Below are 20,229 nucleotides of genomic sequence, written 5' to 3' on the forward strand. Positions count from 1 at the left end.
GTTAATTGCACGTCGGATAAACATCACAGATACGTCCATCCGGCATTTTTATCGGTTTAAAGTCCGTGGTGTTACTGCCACAGTATCCGGACAGGTCTTCAAAGCTTTTACCCCGACAGCGTTTCCATCCCCCCGGTACAGCTAGCCACGTGTCCTGAAAAGCGGGAGCCTCCTCGTCTGTAACGCTCAGCGTCAGCCTTATTTTTTTGCCTGGGAGCAGCTCTCTCTGTACTACACCACCCGCTAGCTTTTCTTCCCTTTGCCCCACCGTGTTCAACGCTCTGCATTCCAACAGTTTCGTGATCGCATGCAAGGGACCCACCGTGCGAAAAAACCACATACATTGCCCAGCGAATTCCTGGACCCCTGAGTTCGGCATGCCTGCGACACGTTCAGACTCAACGGGATCGGCGAAAAAGATCCCTGCGGAATCCCCATCGACATCGCTATATCGCTCACCCCACTTCGCATAAAGAGTGAACTCCACGCTACGCAACACCGTAGGGCACCCCTCAATGGTTTCAGTCAGCGGGAACTCATAGCTCACTCGTTCAGCCACGGGTTTGTAATCGGCAATAAAGATCTTGCGTTCAGGCCTTTTGCCTCGACGCTGCGGCAGGGTACAGAGCTCATACCTGGCGGGACGGTAGTTGGCCGCACCGATAAATCGAAATTGCGCCGGCAAATCCACCTCCAGCGTAAAACGCTCAGCCGGCGGTGCCAGCGCACAACCCGAGAGCCATCCAGCACCGAGCGTTATCAAAACGCTGCGCGTCCACCTATTCATGCTTTTGCCACTCCCGTAGCACCCGCTCAAAATGTTCCGCTGGCGCCTCGCCCTCTATCGGCTGCCACCGCATCGTGCTGCCTTGCGTCGCCTCCTCCAACCGGCGTACCACCAGGAATTCGAGCTGCTGGGGGCCTCGCCATTGCCAGGCACGAGCTTGCTCCAGAACCTGCGCCAGCCAGATTCTAGGGTCTTGAAACTCAACCAAACCGGCGAGCTTTTCGCTGTGTTCAGTCAATAGATAACGCAGGATATTGGCGTGCAGGATCACTTCGGCCTGAGGGTTGGGCGTGTTCAGCCAGGGCGCAGGCACAGGCACCGGATACTCACCAGGCGTTGGATTGTCACCCTGACACCAACGGCCTTGGTGCCAATAGCACACACTGATCAGTGGGCCGAGAAACACTGGCCAGTGCTCGCCCTGCAAATGGGTCAAAGCACGTGCCAAGGTACGATTATCGTGAAAGCGATACAGGGCCTGGCTTCCCTGGCGCCCTACCAGCAGACGTTCGCGCCAATGCCGAACCACACCAGCCAGATCATCGCCGGGCAGGCTGCCCAACCAGCCCCAGTTCGCTTCGGGGTGCTGCAGCAGGTCAACCAGCGCAGGTTCGTCCGCCTGCTCCAGCAGCAGAATCACCGGGCCCGCCGCTGCCAACTCGGCCAGGGCGGTTTCAGCGTACAGGCAGCAATACTGTGACAGGTGGCGCACCGCCAACAGCTGCTGACATGCGTCGTGGTGACCATCAAGGATCAAGCACAGTCGGCGCCCCGCCTGCTGTTGTTCAGCCATCCACTGGCCTGGCTCACTTGGCATCAGGCTGCCCTCCGCATGAGCGTGCACTGGCCTTCACGACACGCATCGCACACCGGGCAGAAGTCCGCGCCCAACTGCCGGGCCTCGTCCAGAAGGGTGCTTTGAGCCATCGAAAGGTTCGGCGCATTCATGGCCGATAGTGGGTTCGCTGACAGAGTGAGGGGCGGCAAGCCGCCAACGGTGACAGGCCGGCTGCTGAAAATGCCGCCCGCCTGGATAATCAGGTGCTCGCCCCCAGCCTTGAGGCTCAATTGTGCGCCCGCATCGATGACCAGGCTGGCGCCGGCCTTGAGGACGATTTGCTGCCCGGCCTGGATAACCAAGGACTGACCGATATGCGTCTGGCTGTCTCCCTGCACCTCCAGCCGATCGTTCGTGCCAAGCATGACAGTGCGGTCTCCGGTGATGTGTCGCTGCTCGCCACTTTCCAAGTGAACCGTGCTTAAACCGCGGATGATTTCCCGCCGCTCTCCCGCCACCTCAAGGCGACTGTCATGGCCGACCTGCTGTTCCAGGTCCCGTTGGGCGCGCAGATAGATGAGTTCCTCGCCGTGGCGGTCCTCGAGGTGCAGTTCGTTGGTCCCCCTGCCCCCCGGAACACTGCGGCTGCGCAACACGCTGCGTGTCTTGTGTTGCGGCAAAGGGTAAGCCGGCCTGTGCAACGCATTGGGCAGGCAGCCGTTGATCAATGGCTGGTCCGGGTCACCTTCCAGAAAGGTTACCAGCACCTCCATGCCCACCCGCGGAATCAGCATGGCGCCGAAGCCATCACCCGCCCAACCGGATGCTACCCGTACCCAGCAACTGCTGTTGTCATCCGTGGGGTCGAGGCGGTCCCAATGAAAACGTACCTTCACTCGGCCGTAGGCGTCGCAGTGCACCTCCTCGCCTGCTGGCCCCGTCACGATGGCGGTTTGGCTGCCATTGAGGGTCGGTTTCGGGTGTCTGAGGGAGGGCCGATGCACGGCGCGCCAGGGGGTTGCGCTAAACCGGTTGCGATAGCCATGGAATGTGCCCGCCACAGGCGTCGCTTCCTCCAGCACCTGCGGTTGATACCCCTCGTGATGCACCGACGTGAGCAACCACAGGTCGTTGCAGGTGGGGTCCGGGTGGTCACACAGCTCAAGAAAATGGCCGCTGCCCAGCACCGGTTGATCACTTTTACCCACGGCACGCTGGCGGTCGCGCCGATGCCGCTCCAGGCCCCTGTGCGCCAATTGCCGACCTCGCGCATGGTCGCTGAAACCAGCCGGGTAATGGTAGTCCTCAAGGCGCTGCGTCGATGCCGGCCCGGCCTTGTCTTCCAGGCGCAGCGACGGATGCTCGAAGTCATGATCACGGCGCACCGTCAGCTGGGTACGGGTCTCCAGACGCACGCCGAACTGCCGGACAGCTCTCGTTTGGGTCAGCTCGTGCGTCGAACAAAATCGCTGTGCAGCCAGGCGCCGAAACACCGTCTGGTCATCACCAAACACCAGCACGTGATTATTCGGGTCATGGCGAAAGTGGTAGTGAATACCCTCCTCCTCGCACAACCGCTGGATAAAGTGCAGGTCGGTTTCCGCGTACTGAACGCAGAACGAACGGGGTGGGTAGGCCACGGGGCCCAGTTCGAAGGCATAGGCGTCCGCCAGAATGCCGTGGTGCTCAAGGACCGCCGCAATAATCTGCGGCACACTGCGTTGTTGGAAGATCCGCTGGTTGTGTCGATGGGCAAGGCACGCCAGGCGTGGTGCCAGGGTGAGACGATAGCGAGTGAGCCGAACGCCGGGCCCCTCACGGCCGATAGCGTAGATGTGCCCATGCAGCCCCGCATCGGATTCGCCAAAGTCAAGGTAAGCCGGCTGGTGAAGCAACGCCTCCAGATCCAGAGAGGGATTTTCGCTGACTAAATGCACGGTAATGAAGTAAGGCTGATCAAGGACTTCTCGGCCTTTGAAAGCGAGTACCTGAAAGTCATTGTTTATTTCTGGAAGTATCAACTTGAAACGTGGCGCGGCAGATATTTCAACCATCCCTAAGTTACCCGTCATCAATTATTTGACTGAAAGGCCTCCCCCCATCGGGCATTGATTGAACTGCCGGGAAAAAGCGCCTGAACCCAATAAATCTTAGCGACTTCAGGCGGAATTTGACCCTTTAAAAATAAAAAAGACGTTTCGCACAACGTGGTAGGACGCGTCTTTTACAAAATAATAAATTCGCAGAATTAAATAGCGGTCAACAACAAGAAACTTCTTACACCAACCCTAACCATACAACTAAACGATAAAGAAACGGCTGACACGTATTCAAGATATCAGCCACTTCTACTACTTTAGGCTTGCACCCATGCAGTCCCGAACAGACTGACGCTCAGCAGCGTTTCGGCCTCGCACTGTAAATGCACCGGCACTGTGCCACCCGGCATGACCACGGCCACCTCGCCGGCGTCAACCCAACCCGCGCGCCATGCGGCACAGGCAACTGCACTGGCGCTGGTACCCGAGGACGCGGTAGGTCCTTCTCCTCGCTCAAACACCCGTGCGATGACCTGATTGCCTGAAGAATGTACGGCCCATTGCAGGTTGACCCCAGCCGAACAAGGTTGGCCGCGCCCGCCTGGCGGCGCAAAGGCAATGGCCCGTAACGGCTCAAACAGTGCGGGCTGGTGCATCGACTGATTGTCCGGCAAGGCCTCTACATGCTCGACGAGCGTCACACAATGAGGATTGCCCACACGGACAAACTGGCTAACAGCCCATTGCGGGTCGATCGCCGCCAGTGCAGCCACATGGCTGAAATCACCTTGCCCCAGCGTTACGGCGTCAACACCGGTGGCGGCTACCGCTGCTGGCCCGAACTCCGGTTGCCCCAAGGCCAACCAGAAACCAGCAACCTGTTCAAAGGTCGCCGGCTGCGAATAGGTCACCACCGGCGAGGCTGCATCGTGCTTGTCGTGATGCACGTGCAACTCACACCCCTGGGCCATCAAACCTTGATCCGTCAGCGCCTGGGAAAAAATCGTCAACCCGTTACCACTGCGTTCGGCGAGCGTGCCATCGGTATTGACGATCAACACGTCAAACGGCGGCGCGGACTGGAACGGCCCCACCAGCAAACCATCGCAGCGGTGCGCCTTGGCATTGCCCGCACGCGGCAACGTGCCCCACTCACACTCCGACGCGATCGCTGAGGCTGTCCATTCTTTTCGAGTGCTGGCAGCCAGGTCGGCAGATTCGGGCACTGCAATGCCCTTGCTGCGTAGATAGGCGGGGCTGACCACACCGTAAATATTGCCCCGCGCGTCATAGAACAGCGTCATAGCGATGCCTTCACAAGAGTATTCATCGGCGTATTTCTCCGGTTGCTCACACACTTGGCAGCAGCGTATTACAGAAAGGCTGCGCAGTGGGCAGTGGACTGGAAGGTGGTAATCCAACGCAAAAACCTGGGGTTCATCCGTTCTCACGCGGATTACGCACCTTCCAGACCACCGCCGAAGAATCCGATAGCCTCTGTGTGGTCGCCACCGTCGAGGAGGTTCCGCTCCTGTAGCAATAAACCCGCACCTGGGTGTCAGGCGCTCGCGTGAAGGGAACCCGGCTCGCTCGACAGGGCCTGATGTGCAAGGATGTCGCGCCGGACATCGTTTGTTGAACGCAAAACCAAGGATTTTTCATGACTGCCATCCCCACCCCAGCGTCCGTGGTTCCAGGGCGGTTGGAACAAATGTCGACTCGTATCGCCTTTTTCATCGCCGGCTTCGGTATCGCAGCCTGGGCGCCGCTGGTGCCTTACGCCAAGGCGCGCGCCAATCTGAATGAAGGCACGCTGGGCCTGTTGCTGTTGTGCCTGGGCGTCGGATCGATCATCGCGATGCCGATGGCGGGTGCACTGGCCTCTCGCTTCGGCTGCCGACGGGTACTGACGGCCGGCACGATCATGATCTGCCTGGCACTGCCGATGCTCGCCACGGTCAGTTCGATCCCCTTGCTGATAGCCGGGCTGTTCCTGTTTGGAGCGGGCCTGGGCACTGTGGATTCGACCGTCAACCTGCAGGCCGTCATCGTTGAACGCGCCAGCGGCAAAACCATGATGTCGGGCTTCCACGGTTTGTTCAGCCTTGGCGGCATCGTCGGCGCAGCGGGGGTTGCCGGGTTACTGGGGCTGGGCTTGTCGCCGTTGCAGGCGACCCTGGTGGTGATCGTCATCATGGCGCTTGCGTTGCTAAAGGCCGGGCCTCATCTGCTGCCCTACGGCAGCGAAAGCTCTGGCCCGGCATTTGCCGTGCCACACGGTGTGGTGTTGTTTATCGGCTGCCTGTGTTTCATCGTGTTCCTGGCCGAAGGCGCCGTGCTGGATTGGAGCGCGGTGTTCCTCAGTGCAGAACGCGGTCTTGATGAAGCCTACGCCGGCCTGGGTTACGCGGCGTTTGCCTTGACCATGACCGCAGGGCGCCTGACCGGTGATTCGATTGTCCGCCGCCTGGGCGCCACCCGCGTGATCGTCATCGGCGGCGCGCTGGCCACTGCCGGCATGTTGCTCGCCACGTTATTGCCAGCCTGGGAAACGGGGCTGCTGGGGTATGCCCTGGTGGGTGCCGGCTGCTCGAATATCGTGCCGGTGCTGTACACCGCCGTCGGTAAACAAAAGGTCATGCCGGAACATATCGCCGTACCGGCCATCACCACGCTGGGGTATGCCGGTATTCTCGCCGGGCCTGCAGTTATCGGGTTTATCGCCCACGGCAGCAGCGTGAGCACGGCCTTTGTGCTGATTGCGCTGCTGCTGGCCGGGGTGGCCATCAGTGGTAAAATTCTCAAGGTGTAAAACGCTCAACCTACAAAGCCAGGGGTTATCTGGCTTTGTAGGCTTCGTATTGTTCCAGCCAGCGTTCCAGGCTTTTGTTGCAAAGCCAGCCCTCGTGCCTGGGGCGCCCCAGCAAACGCATGTTGTTGGCACGTTCCAGCGAACGCAGCAGGCCTGGGCGCTCAATGATGTTCTTGGCGGTGTAGACGCAGTGTTCACTGTACTTTTTCCTCGGTAGCCCGGTCGCGGGCTCCAACAGCGGTCGGCCTTGAGAATCGAGGTCGTCAGGGTCACTCATCACGGTTTTGAGTTGGGTTATTTCCAGGTATTCAAACGTTTCAAAAAATACCGTGCGATCTTTGGCTATATCCCGCAATTGTTTGAAATAGCCTTGCAAAGCCTTTACGACCTCGGCGTTGCCCTGATCATGAAAAGGGTCCTGGCTGAAGGCGGCAGGGGAGCTGTTACCCAGCAACGCCGCAGCGGCTGCGTTCAGGCTGTCACGGGTGATGTACCCCGCACCGTCGATGATCGCGTCGTTCAGCAGCGGGCGGTTGAGAATTTCCCTGACCAGCAGGATCATACGGTCGCGCACCTTACTCTCCACTCAAGGTTTGAGCTGCGATCTGGCGCAACGATGCCTGCGTCAAACGGCCTTCCTTTAAAAACCCGTGCAGCTCGCCAAAGTGTTTCTCCAACTCGCCCGCCAGTTGGCTATCGGTGGAGTTCGGACCCGGCGGCGTGGTGTTGGCGCGAGCCGTGGGCGCATTTTGCAGGGCCTGCTGGCGCAACGAAGACAAGCCTCCACGCCACAGCATGGGCCGCTGCGACGGCAAATCTCGCGTTGCAAATGGCTCATCGCCGGGCGAATGAAAAACGCGGGGCGATAAAACCCGACATACCTCTGGCCCGCCCACGCCGATTGGCTGCGCGCGCAGTAATGCACCCTCAATCTTCATGCTTCATCTCTCGCCTTTTGCAGATCCGTGCTTGCCTGAAAGTCAGTACCAGGGGGCCCCGAATCATCGATTCACCCTCTGGGTAACAAGCAACCGATATGTGGTTAGCGCCACGCGATAGTTCCGGGTGGCAGGAGAATCCCAATAACAGCATGTAACACTGGATCACCCAGGTGTTTGCCCTCGCCACCTGGCGGTGAGGCTATTGAGCAGCGCGGCCCAACGGAAAGTGGGTTGCCTCAAACAGTCAGTGTCAGGACGGTTGGCAGGCTCTGGCGCAAGCAGCCCGCGGGCAAAATCATCTGCAACGGGCGCCTGGAATTTTTGCTGCCCCACGAACGCTTTCATGCGCAGCGTTTCGGCGGCGTACACCGTTGACAGGGCCATGCTGTTGCCCTCCTCGCTTGGCGATGTCGAGCGCGCATCCCCACGCCAGCCATTAACGGTGCACCGGCCCTCGGTCGGGCCGGATTGAAACGAAGGTGAAGTCATGTCTGGCTCCTGGCTCGGCGTCTGAAAACGACCAGTACGATCAACGTCGCTGGTTACAACGTGTGTGGCGAATGCGCGCAAACAGTTCCTGACAAGGCTCAGGCAGCTCGGTCAGTACATGGAAAAAAAGCAAAAAAAATCGCCGCCCTTGAGCTGCGATTTTTCTTACACACCACCGATCAGAAACCAACGCTGGCCTGCACGAAGAACGTACGCGGCTGACCGAGGTACAACCCGGCATTGTTGTCACTGGAGCGCGTGTAGTGCTGCTGGTCGAAGAGGTTCTTCACGCCCACACCCAGTTTCAGGTTCGACAGTTGCGCACCGAAGTCATACCCACTGCGCACGTTGACCGAGACATAACCGGGGATATCGCCGTACTGGCCGTCGGCGGTACCCTGGGTGATGTAGGTGGTGCCGGTACCCGGCGCACGTTGACCGGACTGGGCATAGACGTCCAGGTTATGGGTCCAGTGGTTGATGTCGTAGCGCAGGCCCGCCGTCACCACTTCACGGGAGTAGAGCGGCAGGTCGCGGCCCTTGAACGGCACATCACCCTCGGCGGTAGCCTTGGTGTAGGTGAAGCCCGCGTTGGCAGTCAAACCGTCCAGACGTGGGTCCAGGTTCGACAGGTCATAGTGAGCCGAGGTTTCGATACCCTGGTGCTTGGTGGCACCGAGGTTGGTCCAACCCACGTCGTTGCTCACATATTGCAGCTCATCCGAGAAATCGATATAGAACAGCGTCACTTCGCCGCCCCAGACGCTGTCGTTATAGCGTGTGCCGATTTCGTAGGTCTTGGCCTTTTCCGGGTTCAGGCCGTCGGCCGTCTGGTTGACGCGACCGCCCTGCCCGATCTGCGCGTACTGCAGGCTGCCGAAGGAGGTTTCGTAGTTGGCGAAGACTTTCCAGGCATCGGAAATGTGGTACATCACGCTCAACGCCGGCAACGGCTCGTTACTATTGATCTTGCGATTTTTTTCCACGGTGCGCACACCGTTCAAGGCGACCACCGGGCGGTCATGCCAGTTGGTTTCTATGTTTTCGAAGCGAATGCCCGGCGTGACGGTCCACTTGCCGATATCGATCTTGTTGTCGATATAAAACGCGTTGGCCACGGTACCGCCGGTGCGATCCTGGTAAACATGCCCATCATTTTGCCCGCCCGGCGTCGGCACGTTGTTGACAAGATTGAGGCTGCTGGCCTGTTCATGCATGCCTTCTTTGAGGTAGCGATAACCGACGCTGACTTCCTGGGTGCTCGGGCCCACGTCAAACACATGGGACACCCGTGGCTCGATGCCGAAGGTGTAGTAGCTGCGCGGGTAGGAACCGATGGTCTTGAGGTCGCGGTTGGCGATGTTGCTGCCACGGAAGCTGTCGATGTAATAGGTCAGCACTTCGGCCTGGGTACGGTCGTCGATCTGGCGGATGTACTTGAAGGATACGTCCTTGCGACGGCCGCTGAAATTGTCCCAATCACGTACCGATTGATACGGGTTGGCGTCAAACTGCTTCTGGGTCAGGCCGCCGGGCATATCGGCATTGGCATTGTAATAGTGGAGGTTCAGCGAGAAATCATCTTGATCGGTCGGCGCCCAGTGGGTCTTGAGGATCACGTCGTCGATGTCGTTGCCGTTATTGCTGTTGCGGTAGCCGTTGCCATTCACCCCGGTATACAGCAAGGCCACACCCATGCCGTTATCGGCGGTACCGCCGACAAAAGCATTGTCGACGTGTTTCCAGCCGCCGTGGGCGGAGGTTTCCAGGGTGGTGCCGACTTCACCCGAGGGTTGCTCCGGAATAGCGCGGGTCACGAAGTTGATCACGCCCCCCACGTTCTGCGGCCCATAACGCACGGAACCGGCGCCGCGTACCACGTCGATGCTGTCCAGGTTACCGGCAGAAATCGGCGCCATCGACAGTTGCGGCTGCCCATACGGGGCGAACGCCGCCGGTACGCCGTCAATCAATACGGTGGAGCGTGGTGACAGACGTGAGGTCAGGCCACGCACGCCGACGTTGAGGGAAATATCGCTGCCACCGGTGCCGTTGGCCTCTTGCACCTGCACGCCAGGGACGCGGCGCAGCACATCACTGATATTCATCGCCCCCTGCTCCACCATGGCTTCACGGCGGATCACGGTACGTGCGCCCGGATGGTTCTGCACCACTTGGGCATTGGCATCGCCCAGCCAGTCGCCGACCACTTTGATATCCGTGACGCCCAGCTCCAGCGGCGAACCGGTTTCACCCGTGCCGCCGCGCAGTGGGCGAAGGGTCACGGAACCGGCATCGATCTGGTAATCCAGGCCGCTGCCCTGGAGCAATTGGCGCAGGGCCTGTTCGGGCGACAGGTTGCCGTCCACTGCAGGCGCTTGTTTGCCCGCGACCATGTCAGGGCTGAAGAACACTTGCAGGGAAGTCTGCTGGCCGAGTTGACTCAACGCAGCGCCCAGCGGTTGGGAGCGAATATGGATGCCGTCGGCCGCATAGGCTGCAGGCAGCGCGGAACTGACGGCAAGCGCCAGCGCCAGGGGCGCCCAGCGGGAGAATTTATTGTTGTTCACGACAAGTTTTTTCACGTCGAACCTAGTCCTGTGATCGCAAGAGTGTGCGGCTGTTAATGCAAACCAGTTGCAGTTGCAGAAGAAGACGAAGAACTCGAAAAAAACCTGAATGTCAGCGTGAAATAATTTCCTGGCTGCCGTCCGGCAAGGCGCGTACGGCCACTGGAAGGATATGCGGCAGCGCTTTGAGCAGCGCGTCCGTGTCGCTGGATTTGAACACGCTGGTCAGCCGCAGATTGCTCACCGCCGCCGTGTTGACCCGCAACGGCTGCTCGCGATAGCGCGATACTTCCCGCGCCACTTCGCCGAGGGTGGCGTTGTTGAACACCAACTTGCCCGTGCGCCAGGCTGTCAGTTCATCGGCATTCACCGCATACGCCGTAACGACTTGCCCGGCAGAATCGACATGGGTGCCGAGCCCTGCCGTGAGCATCACGACTTGATCCGACGCTCGCCCCCGCACCTTGACCGTGCCGGCCTCGACCACCACGCGGGTCTGGTCGTCATCGCGGCGCACATCAAAACGCGTGCCGGTGACCGTGACCTGCCCCGCCCCGGCGGCCACGACAAACGGGCGGCTGGCGTCGTGCTCGACGCTGAACATGGCTTCGCCCTGTTTGAGGTCTACGCCGCGTCGGCCCTTTTCATAGTGCACCGCCACCACGCTGCGGCTGTTCAGGTCCATCACTGAACCGTCGGGCAATGCCACTTGGCGATGCTCGCCCAAGCGCGTGCTGAACTCAGCGCTGTAGGGTTTGGGATGATCAAGCCCGCTGAACAGGCCAAGCCCCAGGGCGATGGCTACCACACTGGCAGCCACGGCGTAACGCACAATGGCGTGACGTCTGGGGCGTTCGACGGGGGCCTCGCACAGCGCTTGCAAACGCACCGTGGGCACAAGGTCGGCGGCGCTCCACAGGCCTTGCAGCACTTCAAATTCGTATTGATGCTCAGGCTGCTCGGCACACCACGCCTCAAAACGCCGTTGTTCTTCGGGGCTCAACTCGGCGTCTTGCAGGCGTACAAACCATTGCGCGGCTTCGTCGCGAGCACGGCTATCCATCGTGGAAGATCCTGTTTCAAAACGGGCAGAGTTCATGGGGCCATGGCGTCCAGGCGGTCGCGCAGATGCCGCAAGGTGCGGATCATATACTTTTCCACCATGTTTTTAGACAGGCCCAGGCGTACGGCGATTTCCTGCTGGGTGAGGCCCTCGATTTTCTGCCAGATAAATATCTTGCGACAGTTAAGCGGCAACTCGGCCAAGGCCCGCTCGATGGAGTCGGCCAATTGGATCGCGTGCATGACATGCTCCGGGTCGCCGCTGTGGGGCGAACGCTGATCAATGGCGTCCAACGCCAGCGCCTCTCGCCGGTCTTCGCGGCGGTATGCGTCCACCGCGATGTTGCGCGCCGTTTGATGCAGATAGGCGCGCGGTTGCTCAACGTCGCTCGAACGCGACTCAAGCACCTTCACGAAAGTGTCGTGCGCCAGGTCTTCGGCCTGCTGACGGTTTCTCAGACGGCGTGTCCAGGTTCCGATCAACTCTTCGTAATGCTCGAAAAAGCCTGTTCTGCGGGGCGGCTGAGGAATCATCGCGTGAGCACTGGAAGGCGGGGCGTGAATAGTAATGTTTCCTATTAAGCGGAGCAATTGCTTCCCGTCGCCCACCGTATTGCGTTGCAACTAAAGATGACCGGCCGCCTGTTTGAGTCGGCTCAGCTTCTCTCGGCTGCCACACACACTCATCTGGCACCATTTGCGTTGTTTGCTTTTGGAGAGGTCGAGAAATATCCAATCGCAATCGGTACAGCTGCAGCTCCTCAACGCGTGAAGCTGGCTTGATACCAGCAGTTGCGTCGCGTCTGTGGCCAGGCGCGCTATCAGCATCGACGTCAACTCTTGCGCAGAGCTGCAGGTGCGCCAGCCCCACGCGGGCACCCCATCGATGGAGCGCAACACCCGCCACGCCGTGCCCTGCTGGTAGTGCAGATTGATCTGCTGTAATGCCTCATCGGTGGCACTCTGGCGTAATGACAGCGTATGGAAAACCCCGTACAGAAGCTCTCGGAACGCAATGATGGCGTCCAGGTCTGGCTGGAAGGAAATAGCCGAGTCAACCACCATAGGTGTGTAGTCAGCGTACTCCTGCTCAGAGAGCAAAGAGGCATGTAATGCCCACTCCATGAAGAACTTGAAACTGGTGAGTCGTTCTTCCCGAACCTTGAGTGCGGAATGCGGCCTGCGACCGTTAGTGGTATTGATGAAGTCCAATACCCGGGCCCCGCCGATCAGCCGGATTGATTTTGCAGTGCCCGTGAAATGTGTCATTCCAACTCCCGAAAGAACCTGCATGCTCCGCCCTGGCAGAGAATACCTCGTTTCCTGGAGTCGAAGTCACTGCCCCGCGGCTAGAAGACCAATGGCTGAACGGGGGCCTCCGCACGCGCCATCCAGTCAAGAATAATCCCGACCGCTTGTTCAACCGAAATCACGTCAGTCGGCAAATGCACTTCAGGAAACAACGGAGTGTCGTAGTTCGAATCAATCCCCGTAAAGTTCTTGAGCAGTCCCGAGCGCGCCTTTTTATACAAACCTTTAGGGTCTCGCTGTTCGGCAGTTGCCAGTGGGGCGTCCACGTGAACTTCGACGAAACGCTCGTTGCCAATAATCGAGCGGGCGTAATGCCGACTGGCCGATGACGGCGAGATCAGCGCGACGATGACGATAAGTCCCGCCTCCACCATCAAACCCGCCACCTCCGCGACCCGCCGAATGTTTTCATCCCGGTCGCTGTCGGTGAACCCCAAGTCACGACACAGCCCACTGCGTACCGAGTCGCCATCAAGGATGCAGGTCAACCGGCCTTGGGCCCGTAAGGCAATATCCAGCGCATTGGCAATGGTCGACTTCCCGGAGGCCGAGAGCCCCGTCATCCAAATGACCCTGGGTGTGTGCTTCATTTGCGACTGTTCGGCACGCATGTGATTGAACGCAAACGCATGCAAATTCTGTTGCGGATCTTGCGCAAAATAGCTCATGGCCGTTCTCCCTCCGTCAGCGAAACAGGCTGTTTGCCCAACATGAACACCATCACGCATTGCAAAAACAGAAGCAGTGAAACCACCCAATAGACTGTCGAGAACGAGCCTGTCAGGTCTTTGGACAGCCCGCCCAGGAAGTTACCGCACACGCCACCCAGGCCAATCAGCACATTGGCAATGCCAAATGCCTGCGTCAGTCGGTTGACCGGAACGATTTGTCCGATATAGCTGGGGACCAGCCCAAAGATGGGGTAGAACGCCAGCGCAAACAAAAAAGCCGCTAAATAGAACAACGCGATAGCGTTAAAACTGAACACCAGCATGGCTGCCAGACCCGCACTCAGAAAGCACATGGCCAGGGCGGCCCTGGCACCCACTTTGTCCGCCACCCACCCCACCAAAAAGCCCGACGCCATCCCCACAGCGCCGATCGTCGTCCAGATAAACCCTGCGTCCTGTACCGAAACGCCTAATTCATCGCGAAGGTAAGGTGCCAGGTAAGTCTGAAACGGCAGCAGTGCCATCCCATTGAGAAAGGCGATGCCCCAGATCAGGTACAGCGAACGGCTCAGCCATGGCGTCTGGCCATCGAGCGACCGCGAGCGATGACCTGAAAAACCAGCCGTCTGGTCAGCCCCCATGTTACGCAACAGAAACCAGGCCACGAAACAGAGACCCAATGACACAAGGCCGGCCGTCAGCCAGATCGAGCGCCAGCCACCCTGCAAGGTGAGAAATGACACCAGTAAGCCGTTGATAAACACGCCGTAGCTGGTTCCACTGGAGATCAACCCCATGACCCGGGAGCGATTACCTGGGCTGAAACCCTTGGTGACGATTTCTGCCAGCGGGATGTAAACCGAAGCGGAGCACCCTCCCAGCAATATCAACAACCCACCCGACAACCAAATATTGTCGCTGACGCTCAAGCCCAGCAGGGCCAGAGACGTCACCACGGTGGACACCAGGCTGATTTTCCAACCTTCGAAAAAACGGCTGATGTAACTGGTGACCGAAGAAAACAGCAGGAAACCTATTTGTGCGCCCCCGGTGATCAAGCCCACAGTGGTGTAGTCAAAGCCGATATCTCGGCGCATATCAACGACCAGGTTGGCGAACAAATAAACGCCGAACCCGTAGGTACTGGCCACAAACCCTGTCAGTACGACTGCCAACACCACGCTGTCCAGCACGCGAGGATTATTCTGTACGAGTGTGCTCATCATGACGCCCTCACACGGCGCGGGCGGTGTGGATGACAAAATCACAATTCATCCCGTCGAAGACGGGCTGAAAATCGCCGTATTCCTTATAGGCAGAGAAGCCGCTGGCCCGAATCTCGTCGGCCAGGTCCGCAGGCAATAACGGATACACTTTAAGGCTGTAGCGTTGTTTATCGTCAAAGTCGTAAATGAACTCGCACACCTGTGCATCGACCCTCCCCAGGCTGACCGACGCGCTGGCACCGCAGTAATAATAGTTGCCGCTGGACTTGAAGTTGCCCGCGCGAATAGCACGGAAATTACGCTGATCAACAATCAACACACCGCCTGGCTTGAGCAAGGCCCTGAACGTGCGCAGCACGCTTATTCGGTCGCTGGCCTCAAACACGTGGCACAGTGAACTGCCAAGACACACCACGGCATCGAACGTGCCCAGCACGTCCGGGTCCAGCTCAAGCCACTCTTTGTGGTGGGATTCAATTGCCAAGTTACGCTCAAGAAAGTTTTGTCGGGCTTTGTTCAGCATCGTGCCGCTGCCGTCCGTAGCGACCACCTCGAAACCTGCCTGCTTGAGTTGCACGGCATGAAAACCACTGCCCGTGGATACATCGAGTACTGATTTCACTCCGTGACTTTTCAACAACTGCTCAAAGAACCCCTGTTCGCCGGCCTTTCTTTTTTCCCAATCAATCAACGCGTCCCAGCGCTCGACAAAGTCTGGCGAATACTGCGTTGAGTAATTGGCTACTTCCTCGTGTTCATACCCCAGGATTTGACTCATGGCACACCGCCCCTAGCCGATTGAATTTTTGAAAGACAGGTACTTTCCCGCCAACTCCCGAGCACAGTCCGCAGACTGCTGCACCGACATGATGTCCTTGGAGTACCCCAGCATCGTCTGCATGATTGCCATGCACCTGGGGTTGAAGGTGACCGAGCCGTCGCAATGGATTTCGTCGATACCATCGTGGCTTTGGCAAATGCTGTTGAGGCGCACCGCGTCGTCGTAGGGGCACTCGTCGGAGAACTGCACATTGATGCGTCCATCCTGAAGCCAGACCGGATAGCCCCCCGGAAGCCCCAGCGGGCCTGGCGCGTGCACCAGTACCGGCGTCGGTGAGAACAGCCCTTCGATCACGGTGACCGCAGAACACGCGGTTAGAAACTGCCCATCAACCCCGCCCAAGCGACGAAATTCGGATTTCACCGTCGAAAAAATCACCTCATTAGATAGACGAGCGACCTCACGCCGGCCGCGAACCTCATACAACAAGCGATAGCTGGCACGCGGGGGCAGGCCGCCGCGTGGCACGTAGTGGCTGAAATAATGCTGGGCATACAGCATCACCTCCACGTCAGCGGGAGAACACTTCAGCAATCGCGCGATGGAAAAACGCACGGCCGGAATCAGGTTGGCGACATTGCCCACGCCGATATCAGGGGCCAGCCCGACCCTGGCCAGGATCGGGTTAACGGCATCGGGAAAGGCTGCATTGACGGTCAGGGTGGCGATACCGGAGGCCTTCACAGCTTGCATCAAGTCATGCATCAGTGTCAGGTGCATGGGTAGCCAGGGACCGAACTGTGCCTGGTCAAGCGCCTCGAACGAGCGTTTGGGCAGCCCGGTGATCACTCTCCATGACTGCAACGAGGCGCAGTTCACGATGATGTCCGGCGCGTGCTCCCGGAGCACTTGGGTAACGCTGCCGATGTCCGTCAAGTCAGCGATCACCGGCGAGATAGCAACATACTGTTCCAGTTGTGCGCACGCCAGCGTCACCAGGTTGCACAGCCTGATGGTCGCTTCTTCGTTGCGCCCCAACACGACAAACTCGAACCTGTTCCTGGGCGCCAGAATCTTGAGAATTTGCAGGCACAAGTTACCGGCGCCCACCAACAGCAACTTTTTCTTCGCTATGGACTGGTTCACCGTGGGTAGGCTCCGTTATCAACCGGGATAACCTTGCCGGTCATATGCCGCAAACCTTCACCGACCAACAGCAGGATGACCTCGGCCACACCACTGGGCAGGATCGGGTCTCTGAGAATTTCCTGGCGCGCGTACTCCGCCCGCCGATACTCAGGAATAGTGTCGTAAATGGCGGTGTCGTGAATCAGTGCGGGCGATACCGCGTTTACCCGCACAAAAGGCGCGAAATTCCAGGCATTGGCCTTGGTCAAGCCGATCACGGCAGCCTTGGTGGCGCCGTACAGGGCATCACAACTGCCCACTTCCCCTGCCACTGAGGTGATATTGACGATGCTGCGCGGCGCTTCGTGCTTCATTTCCCGTTCGGCGAAATCTTTGGAAAGATAAAGCAATGCTTTGAGGTTAACGTTAAGCATTTCATCCACTTCATTATCGGAATAGGCGTAAATACTTTTGCCGTGATACAGCCCTGCATTATTAACTAACCCATAGAGCGTGGAATGACGCTCATACAGGCTTGGAATAAAGCCCTTGATCACAGCATCATTGGCAAGATCGGCAACATGAGTCTCTAATACACTCGAACCGTAAGTCTGTTGCAGCCGGTTAAGGGCGTCCGCGTCCTTATCCACGGCAATGACAAAGTAACCTTCAACAATCGCCTGCTCCAAGGTTGCCCGACCAATTCCATTCGCGGCACCGGTAATAACCAACTTCTTCATGCCCTGCTCCCTATTGACAGAATTCGTTCATGCGCGCGTAAAAAACCCGGTGATAGTCATACATCGCCTTTAACGCGGGTATATTGTCGAGTTCCTCTTTATTGGGGCGATGCTCACTCGATGGAATAATGCACTGACTGTTCTCTGCTGCGACGTGCCAACTTCTCCAGGTTTTCCATTGGGGTGGGCACTCGCGCTTCCACCTCATGGCTTGCGGCAGGAATTCAATCCCCAAATAGTCACACAGCTTACCAATCACCCGTTCCGGATCTGCCGCCAGGTCATCAGCATTAATCACATAGGGCACGTTGCCGGTAAGTTTGGTGACCACACAAAAGATTTCGTACAAGGCTTTATGCCCAATGGCTTGCAACGGCATGTTGGGGTGTACGCGATAATGCGAAAGAATGCTGCTGGCGGGCTCGCGAACAAGAAAGATATTGTCCTGTTGTGCCAGAAACTCCACGTCAGCTTTCAAGTCATCGAGGCAGTGATAACACATGTCTTTGTGAAATACGTTGGCCGTTTCCCTGGTCGTTACCAGTCGCTCTTTTATCCCCTGATAAGTGGTTGGGAAACTGTGGTCCCATTCATCCGACGGAATTTCAGAATCGGCAGAAAATGCCATATGGGCAAACGGCTCGTGGAAAACCTCGAAGTCTCCGCGCTCGATAAACACGCGCTCCAACACCGTGGACCGCGAACGGGGGTGCGCCCATAAGGCGACCATCTTGTTCATACCAGCACCCCGTATTCGGCCGCCATGATCGTACTGAGGGAGCGGCTGAAAGCGTGCGCAGGGGGGCAGAGTCGAGTGCAGAAGTCGGCCAGGCGCCGGTGCGCGCTGTTGGCCTCATTGCACGTATTGATAAAAGCCTCATGGTTGCAAAAGTCATAAGGCTCGATGCCGTCCAGAAAGTAGGCTTCGCAGAAATAGGGAATACGCAACAACTTCGCGAGTGTCGAAGCCGGCGGTTTCAAGGGTTCCCCCGCAGGAAATACCGGTTTACCGCGACTTTCGCGCTCAACCAAAAACTCAACCACTTCCGGCGTCAGTGTGTAGCACGTCGCCGACAAGCCGGTCTTCTCCAGGTGCCAGCAGTGCTTGTTGCCACGCTCGTCGACATCGACTTTTATACTGGAAAGCAGGGTTTTGACCGGCGCGGCCGACGCCGAGACCAGCGCCTGTACCTGCTCATAAACCAACAACTCGGCCCAGCGCAGGTCCTCCGGGCTCAGTGCCAAGCCACGCTCTGCCGCTTGTAACGCAAACTCGGGCTGACAGGCAAAGCGCCCCGATCATGAATGTGATCACATACTTGCAGTGGCGTGTGTCGACACCCTTGCTGCGTGCAGTCACCCTTCCACGTTCTATAGCCTCGATGCCTGCCTGGAACTGCGCAACCGTGAAGCAGAAGGTGATGTTCACTGAGCTGCCTTGCGCCACTAAATGCTCAACCGTCGCAAGGCCCTCCAGGCTTGCGGGGACCTTCACCATCACGTTCGCAGCCAACTGACGCAGCGCCACTCCCCTGGCAGTCATGCGTTCAGCGCAGCGCACATCGACAGGATCGACTTGCGCGCAAATCCAGCCTTCACGCTGGCCGGATTGAACCCAACGCTGCTTCAGATCGGAAGCGCCCTGCACGATCACTTCGTCGTACAGCTTCCTGCGCAACTCTTGGGGCGCCAGCTTGGCGAGATTGAACCGCGACAACCAATAGTCACGTTTTTCAAGAATCACCGCCGTTACCAGACGAGGGTTTGTCGTTACATTACTGAACCCGCCGGGTTGCGCAAACGTGTCGGGCATTAACTGTTCTATGGAACTGAAGGCTGCGGGGTATTTCTCAAGCAAGTGTTTCTTATAAGGTACATAGACGGCCGGCGACGAATCCCACCACACCTCCGAACGTTGATCATTACTCTTTAGTCGCTCTGTATAACCTGAAATCTTCACAACGCCTCCTCCTTGAGTAGTCATATCACGCTAGTAACGTGCGTAATTCACGCATATCAGAAAAAGGTAACGCCCCGGCATCGGCCAACATTGAATGTCGGTCTACCGGCCCAAAACCCAACACACTTATATTGGCTGCAACCGCCGCGTGAATACCGGCGATACTGTCTTCAATAACCCATGCATCACGGGGGTCGACGTTATAAGCAGCGCACGCCGTTAAAAACACCAAAGGGTCTGGTTTCCAACGGCCTAATTCGTAACAACTGAAAATGTGCCCCTCAAAATAAGACCACAGCCCCGTGAGGCGTAAACAGTGTTCTATTTTATTAAGGGGCGCAGTGGAGGCTACGCAAAAAGGTAGCGTCAGGCCTTCCAACACTTCATGGATTCCATCGGTAGGTTTTAACTGCGCAGTCAAAGCAACGCGTGCATGCTGACGAAAAGTTTGTTCAAACTGACTGTCCAGGCAAATATTCAAGAACTGTTCAGCTTCACGTAAGCAATCGGCAATCTTGCGCCCACGAAAGCGCTCAATGAATTCTACTGAGTCAAGACCCTTAGCCTCTGGGGTGTCACGACGTGCTTGTTCATTCAGCAGGGAAATCAATACAGACAGGGTGATTTCTTCGCTTTGCACTAATACACCGTCGCAATCGAAGATCACTAACTTAGGCACGCCCACGCGGACAGGCGCTGCCTCCTGAACTGGTAGTTCCCCTATAAAAGCCAATGGGTGCATAGGCATCTCTTATAGGTATATCCGCGATGACTTCTGAACTACCAGCGGAGCACATTGATGAGCGCCTATAAGACGCTCAGAGCAAAATCCTGTCAAATGATTTTTAGTGGATTATTAATTACTTTTAATTATTTATAATGTGTTTTTTATTCCGTCAGATGAAGCGCTATCGCGGAAAAACCCATTTGAGCT

21 protein-coding genes are annotated in these 20,229 nt (G+C 57.8%); 1 reads left to right on the plus strand and 20 read right to left on the minus strand.

Annotated elements, in window-relative coordinates; translation table 11 throughout:
• Window position 1 precedes the first annotated feature (1 nt).
• The 4 genes from QF043_RS18580 to QF043_RS18595 form a co-directional block, all read right to left on the minus strand.
• Window positions 2–787 (minus strand): hypothetical protein, encoded by a 786-nt coding sequence (locus tag QF043_RS18580; RefSeq protein ID WP_307419705.1) that lies wholly within the window; start codon window positions 785–787, stop codon window positions 2–4.
• On the minus strand, window positions 780–1,604 hold the full coding sequence (locus QF043_RS18585; protein ID WP_307419706.1) for a DUF4123 domain-containing protein: 825 nt from the start codon (window positions 1,602–1,604) through the stop codon (window positions 780–782). Before QF043_RS18585 ends, QF043_RS18580 begins: the two co-directional genes overlap by 8 nt.
• Entirely contained in the window at window positions 1,604–3,619 is a 2,016-nt protein-coding gene (gene tssI, locus QF043_RS18590; RefSeq protein WP_373460785.1) for a type VI secretion system tip protein TssI/VgrG, read from the minus strand. Before tssI ends, QF043_RS18585 begins: the two co-directional genes overlap by 1 nt.
• A 302-nt stretch (window positions 3,620–3,921) precedes the next feature.
• Complete coding sequence (locus QF043_RS18595) at window positions 3,922–4,908, minus strand: diaminopimelate epimerase (RefSeq protein WP_307419707.1); 987 nt, start codon at window positions 4,906–4,908, stop codon at window positions 3,922–3,924.
• 356 nt (window positions 4,909–5,264) lie between these two features.
• Between QF043_RS18595 and QF043_RS18600 the strand changes: the two genes are divergently transcribed.
• On the plus strand, window positions 5,265–6,416 hold the full coding sequence (locus QF043_RS18600; protein ID WP_307419709.1) for an MFS transporter: 1,152 nt from the start codon (window positions 5,265–5,267) through the stop codon (window positions 6,414–6,416).
• A 25-nt stretch (window positions 6,417–6,441) separates the two neighbouring features.
• Here the strand turns inward: QF043_RS18600 and QF043_RS18605 are convergent, their stop codons facing one another.
• The 16 genes from QF043_RS18605 to QF043_RS18680 form a co-directional block, all read right to left on the minus strand.
• Window positions 6,442–6,990, minus strand: coding sequence for a type III secretion effector protein (locus QF043_RS18605; protein ID WP_307419710.1), 549 nt, complete (start codon window positions 6,988–6,990; stop codon window positions 6,442–6,444).
• 1 nt (window position 6,991) lies between these two features.
• Window positions 6,992–7,354 carry a hypothetical protein gene (locus QF043_RS18610; RefSeq protein ID WP_307419711.1) on the minus strand — a complete coding sequence of 121 codons (363 nt, stop codon included), beginning with the start codon at window positions 7,352–7,354 and terminating at the stop codon, window positions 6,992–6,994.
• 165 nt (window positions 7,355–7,519) lie between these two features.
• Complete coding sequence (locus tag QF043_RS18615) at window positions 7,520–7,846, minus strand: type III secretion protein (RefSeq protein WP_307419712.1); 327 nt, start codon at window positions 7,844–7,846, stop codon at window positions 7,520–7,522.
• Between the two features lie 179 nt (window positions 7,847–8,025).
• On the minus strand, window positions 8,026–10,431 hold the full coding sequence (locus tag QF043_RS18620) for a TonB-dependent receptor (protein WP_307419713.1): 2,406 nt from the start codon (window positions 10,429–10,431) through the stop codon (window positions 8,026–8,028).
• A gap of 97 nt (window positions 10,432–10,528) precedes the next feature.
• The gene (locus tag QF043_RS18625; RefSeq protein WP_307419714.1) at window positions 10,529–11,479 is read right to left on the minus strand and encodes a FecR family protein; all 951 of its coding nucleotides are present in this window, start codon (window positions 11,477–11,479) and stop codon (window positions 10,529–10,531) included.
• Between the two features lie 32 nt (window positions 11,480–11,511).
• A complete protein-coding gene (locus tag QF043_RS18630) occupies window positions 11,512–12,012 on the minus strand; it encodes a sigma-70 family RNA polymerase sigma factor (RefSeq protein ID WP_307419715.1) in 501 nt (166 codons plus the stop codon).
• Window positions 12,013–12,102: 90 nt separating this feature from the next.
• On the minus strand, window positions 12,103–12,747 hold the full coding sequence (locus tag QF043_RS18635; protein WP_307419716.1) for an ABATE domain-containing protein: 645 nt from the start codon (window positions 12,745–12,747) through the stop codon (window positions 12,103–12,105).
• A gap of 80 nt (window positions 12,748–12,827) precedes the next feature.
• Entirely contained in the window at window positions 12,828–13,457 is a 630-nt protein-coding gene (gene cysC, locus QF043_RS18640; protein WP_307419717.1) for an adenylyl-sulfate kinase, read from the minus strand.
• Window positions 13,454–14,683, minus strand: coding sequence for a nitrate/nitrite transporter (locus tag QF043_RS18645; protein ID WP_307419719.1), 1,230 nt, complete (start codon window positions 14,681–14,683; stop codon window positions 13,454–13,456). The genes cysC and QF043_RS18645 overlap by 4 nt, the downstream gene beginning before the upstream one ends.
• Before the next feature lie 10 nt (window positions 14,684–14,693).
• Window positions 14,694–15,464, minus strand: coding sequence for a bifunctional 2-polyprenyl-6-hydroxyphenol methylase/3-demethylubiquinol 3-O-methyltransferase UbiG (locus tag QF043_RS18650; protein ID WP_307419720.1), 771 nt, complete (start codon window positions 15,462–15,464; stop codon window positions 14,694–14,696).
• A gap of 12 nt (window positions 15,465–15,476) precedes the next feature.
• Window positions 15,477–16,613, minus strand: coding sequence for a hypothetical protein (locus QF043_RS18655; protein ID WP_307419721.1), 1,137 nt, complete (start codon window positions 16,611–16,613; stop codon window positions 15,477–15,479).
• On the minus strand, window positions 16,610–17,335 hold the full coding sequence (locus QF043_RS18660; protein WP_307419722.1) for an SDR family NAD(P)-dependent oxidoreductase: 726 nt from the start codon (window positions 17,333–17,335) through the stop codon (window positions 16,610–16,612). The genes QF043_RS18655 and QF043_RS18660 overlap by 4 nt, the downstream gene beginning before the upstream one ends.
• 10 nt (window positions 17,336–17,345) lie before the next feature.
• On the minus strand, window positions 17,346–18,074 hold the full coding sequence (locus QF043_RS18665; protein ID WP_307419723.1) for a sulfotransferase family protein: 729 nt from the start codon (window positions 18,072–18,074) through the stop codon (window positions 17,346–17,348).
• Window positions 18,071–18,580, minus strand: a complete 510-nt coding sequence (locus QF043_RS18670; protein ID WP_307419724.1) for a hypothetical protein — start codon at window positions 18,578–18,580, stop codon at window positions 18,071–18,073. Before QF043_RS18670 ends, QF043_RS18665 begins: the two co-directional genes overlap by 4 nt.
• Window positions 18,531–19,295, minus strand: coding sequence for a transaldolase family protein (locus QF043_RS18675; protein WP_307419725.1), 765 nt, complete (start codon window positions 19,293–19,295; stop codon window positions 18,531–18,533). Before QF043_RS18675 ends, QF043_RS18670 begins: the two co-directional genes overlap by 50 nt.
• A gap of 25 nt (window positions 19,296–19,320) precedes the next feature.
• Complete coding sequence (locus tag QF043_RS18680; RefSeq protein WP_307419727.1) at window positions 19,321–20,037, minus strand: HAD family phosphatase; 717 nt, start codon at window positions 20,035–20,037, stop codon at window positions 19,321–19,323.
• Window positions 20,038–20,229: the final 192 nt, after the last annotated feature.

This window comes from Pseudomonas sp. W3I7, assembly GCF_030816095.1.
Lineage (GTDB): Bacteria > Pseudomonadota > Gammaproteobacteria > Pseudomonadales > Pseudomonadaceae > Aquipseudomonas > Aquipseudomonas salomonii.

Bases quoted from the DNA above. Each gene is read 5' to 3' on its own strand.
- tssI (WP_373460785.1), bottom strand. From the start codon at position 3,619: ATGGTTGAAATATCTGCCGCGCCACGTTTCAAGTTGATACTTCCAGAA.
- QF043_RS18645 (WP_307419719.1), bottom strand. From the start codon at position 14,683: ATGAGCACACTCGTACAGAATAATCCTCGCGTGCTGGACAGCGTGGTG.
- QF043_RS18650 (WP_307419720.1), bottom strand. From the start codon at position 15,464: ATGAGTCAAATCCTGGGGTATGAACACGAGGAAGTAGCCAATTACTCA.
- QF043_RS18585 (WP_307419706.1), bottom strand. From the start codon at position 1,604: ATGCCAAGTGAGCCAGGCCAGTGGATGGCTGAACAACAGCAGGCGGGG.
- QF043_RS18610 (WP_307419711.1), bottom strand. From the start codon at position 7,354: ATGAAGATTGAGGGTGCATTACTGCGCGCGCAGCCAATCGGCGTGGGC.
- QF043_RS18580 (WP_307419705.1), bottom strand. From the start codon at position 787: ATGAATAGGTGGACGCGCAGCGTTTTGATAACGCTCGGTGCTGGATGG.
- QF043_RS18665 (WP_307419723.1), bottom strand. From the start codon at position 18,074: ATGAACAAGATGGTCGCCTTATGGGCGCACCCCCGTTCGCGGTCCACG.
- QF043_RS18630 (WP_307419715.1), bottom strand. From the start codon at position 12,012: ATGATTCCTCAGCCGCCCCGCAGAACAGGCTTTTTCGAGCATTACGAA.
- cysC (WP_307419717.1), bottom strand. From the start codon at position 13,457: ATGAGCTATTTTGCGCAAGATCCGCAACAGAATTTGCATGCGTTTGCG.
- QF043_RS18635 (WP_307419716.1), bottom strand. From the start codon at position 12,747: ATGACACATTTCACGGGCACTGCAAAATCAATCCGGCTGATCGGCGGG.
- QF043_RS18595 (WP_307419707.1), bottom strand. From the start codon at position 4,908: ATGACGCTGTTCTATGACGCGCGGGGCAATATTTACGGTGTGGTCAGC.
- QF043_RS18680 (WP_307419727.1), bottom strand. From the start codon at position 20,037: ATGCACCCATTGGCTTTTATAGGGGAACTACCAGTTCAGGAGGCAGCG.
- QF043_RS18660 (WP_307419722.1), bottom strand. From the start codon at position 17,335: ATGAAGAAGTTGGTTATTACCGGTGCCGCGAATGGAATTGGTCGGGCA.
- QF043_RS18600 (WP_307419709.1), top strand. From the start codon at position 5,265: ATGACTGCCATCCCCACCCCAGCGTCCGTGGTTCCAGGGCGGTTGGAA.
- QF043_RS18615 (WP_307419712.1), bottom strand. From the start codon at position 7,846: ATGACTTCACCTTCGTTTCAATCCGGCCCGACCGAGGGCCGGTGCACC.
- QF043_RS18625 (WP_307419714.1), bottom strand. From the start codon at position 11,479: ATGGATAGCCGTGCTCGCGACGAAGCCGCGCAATGGTTTGTACGCCTG.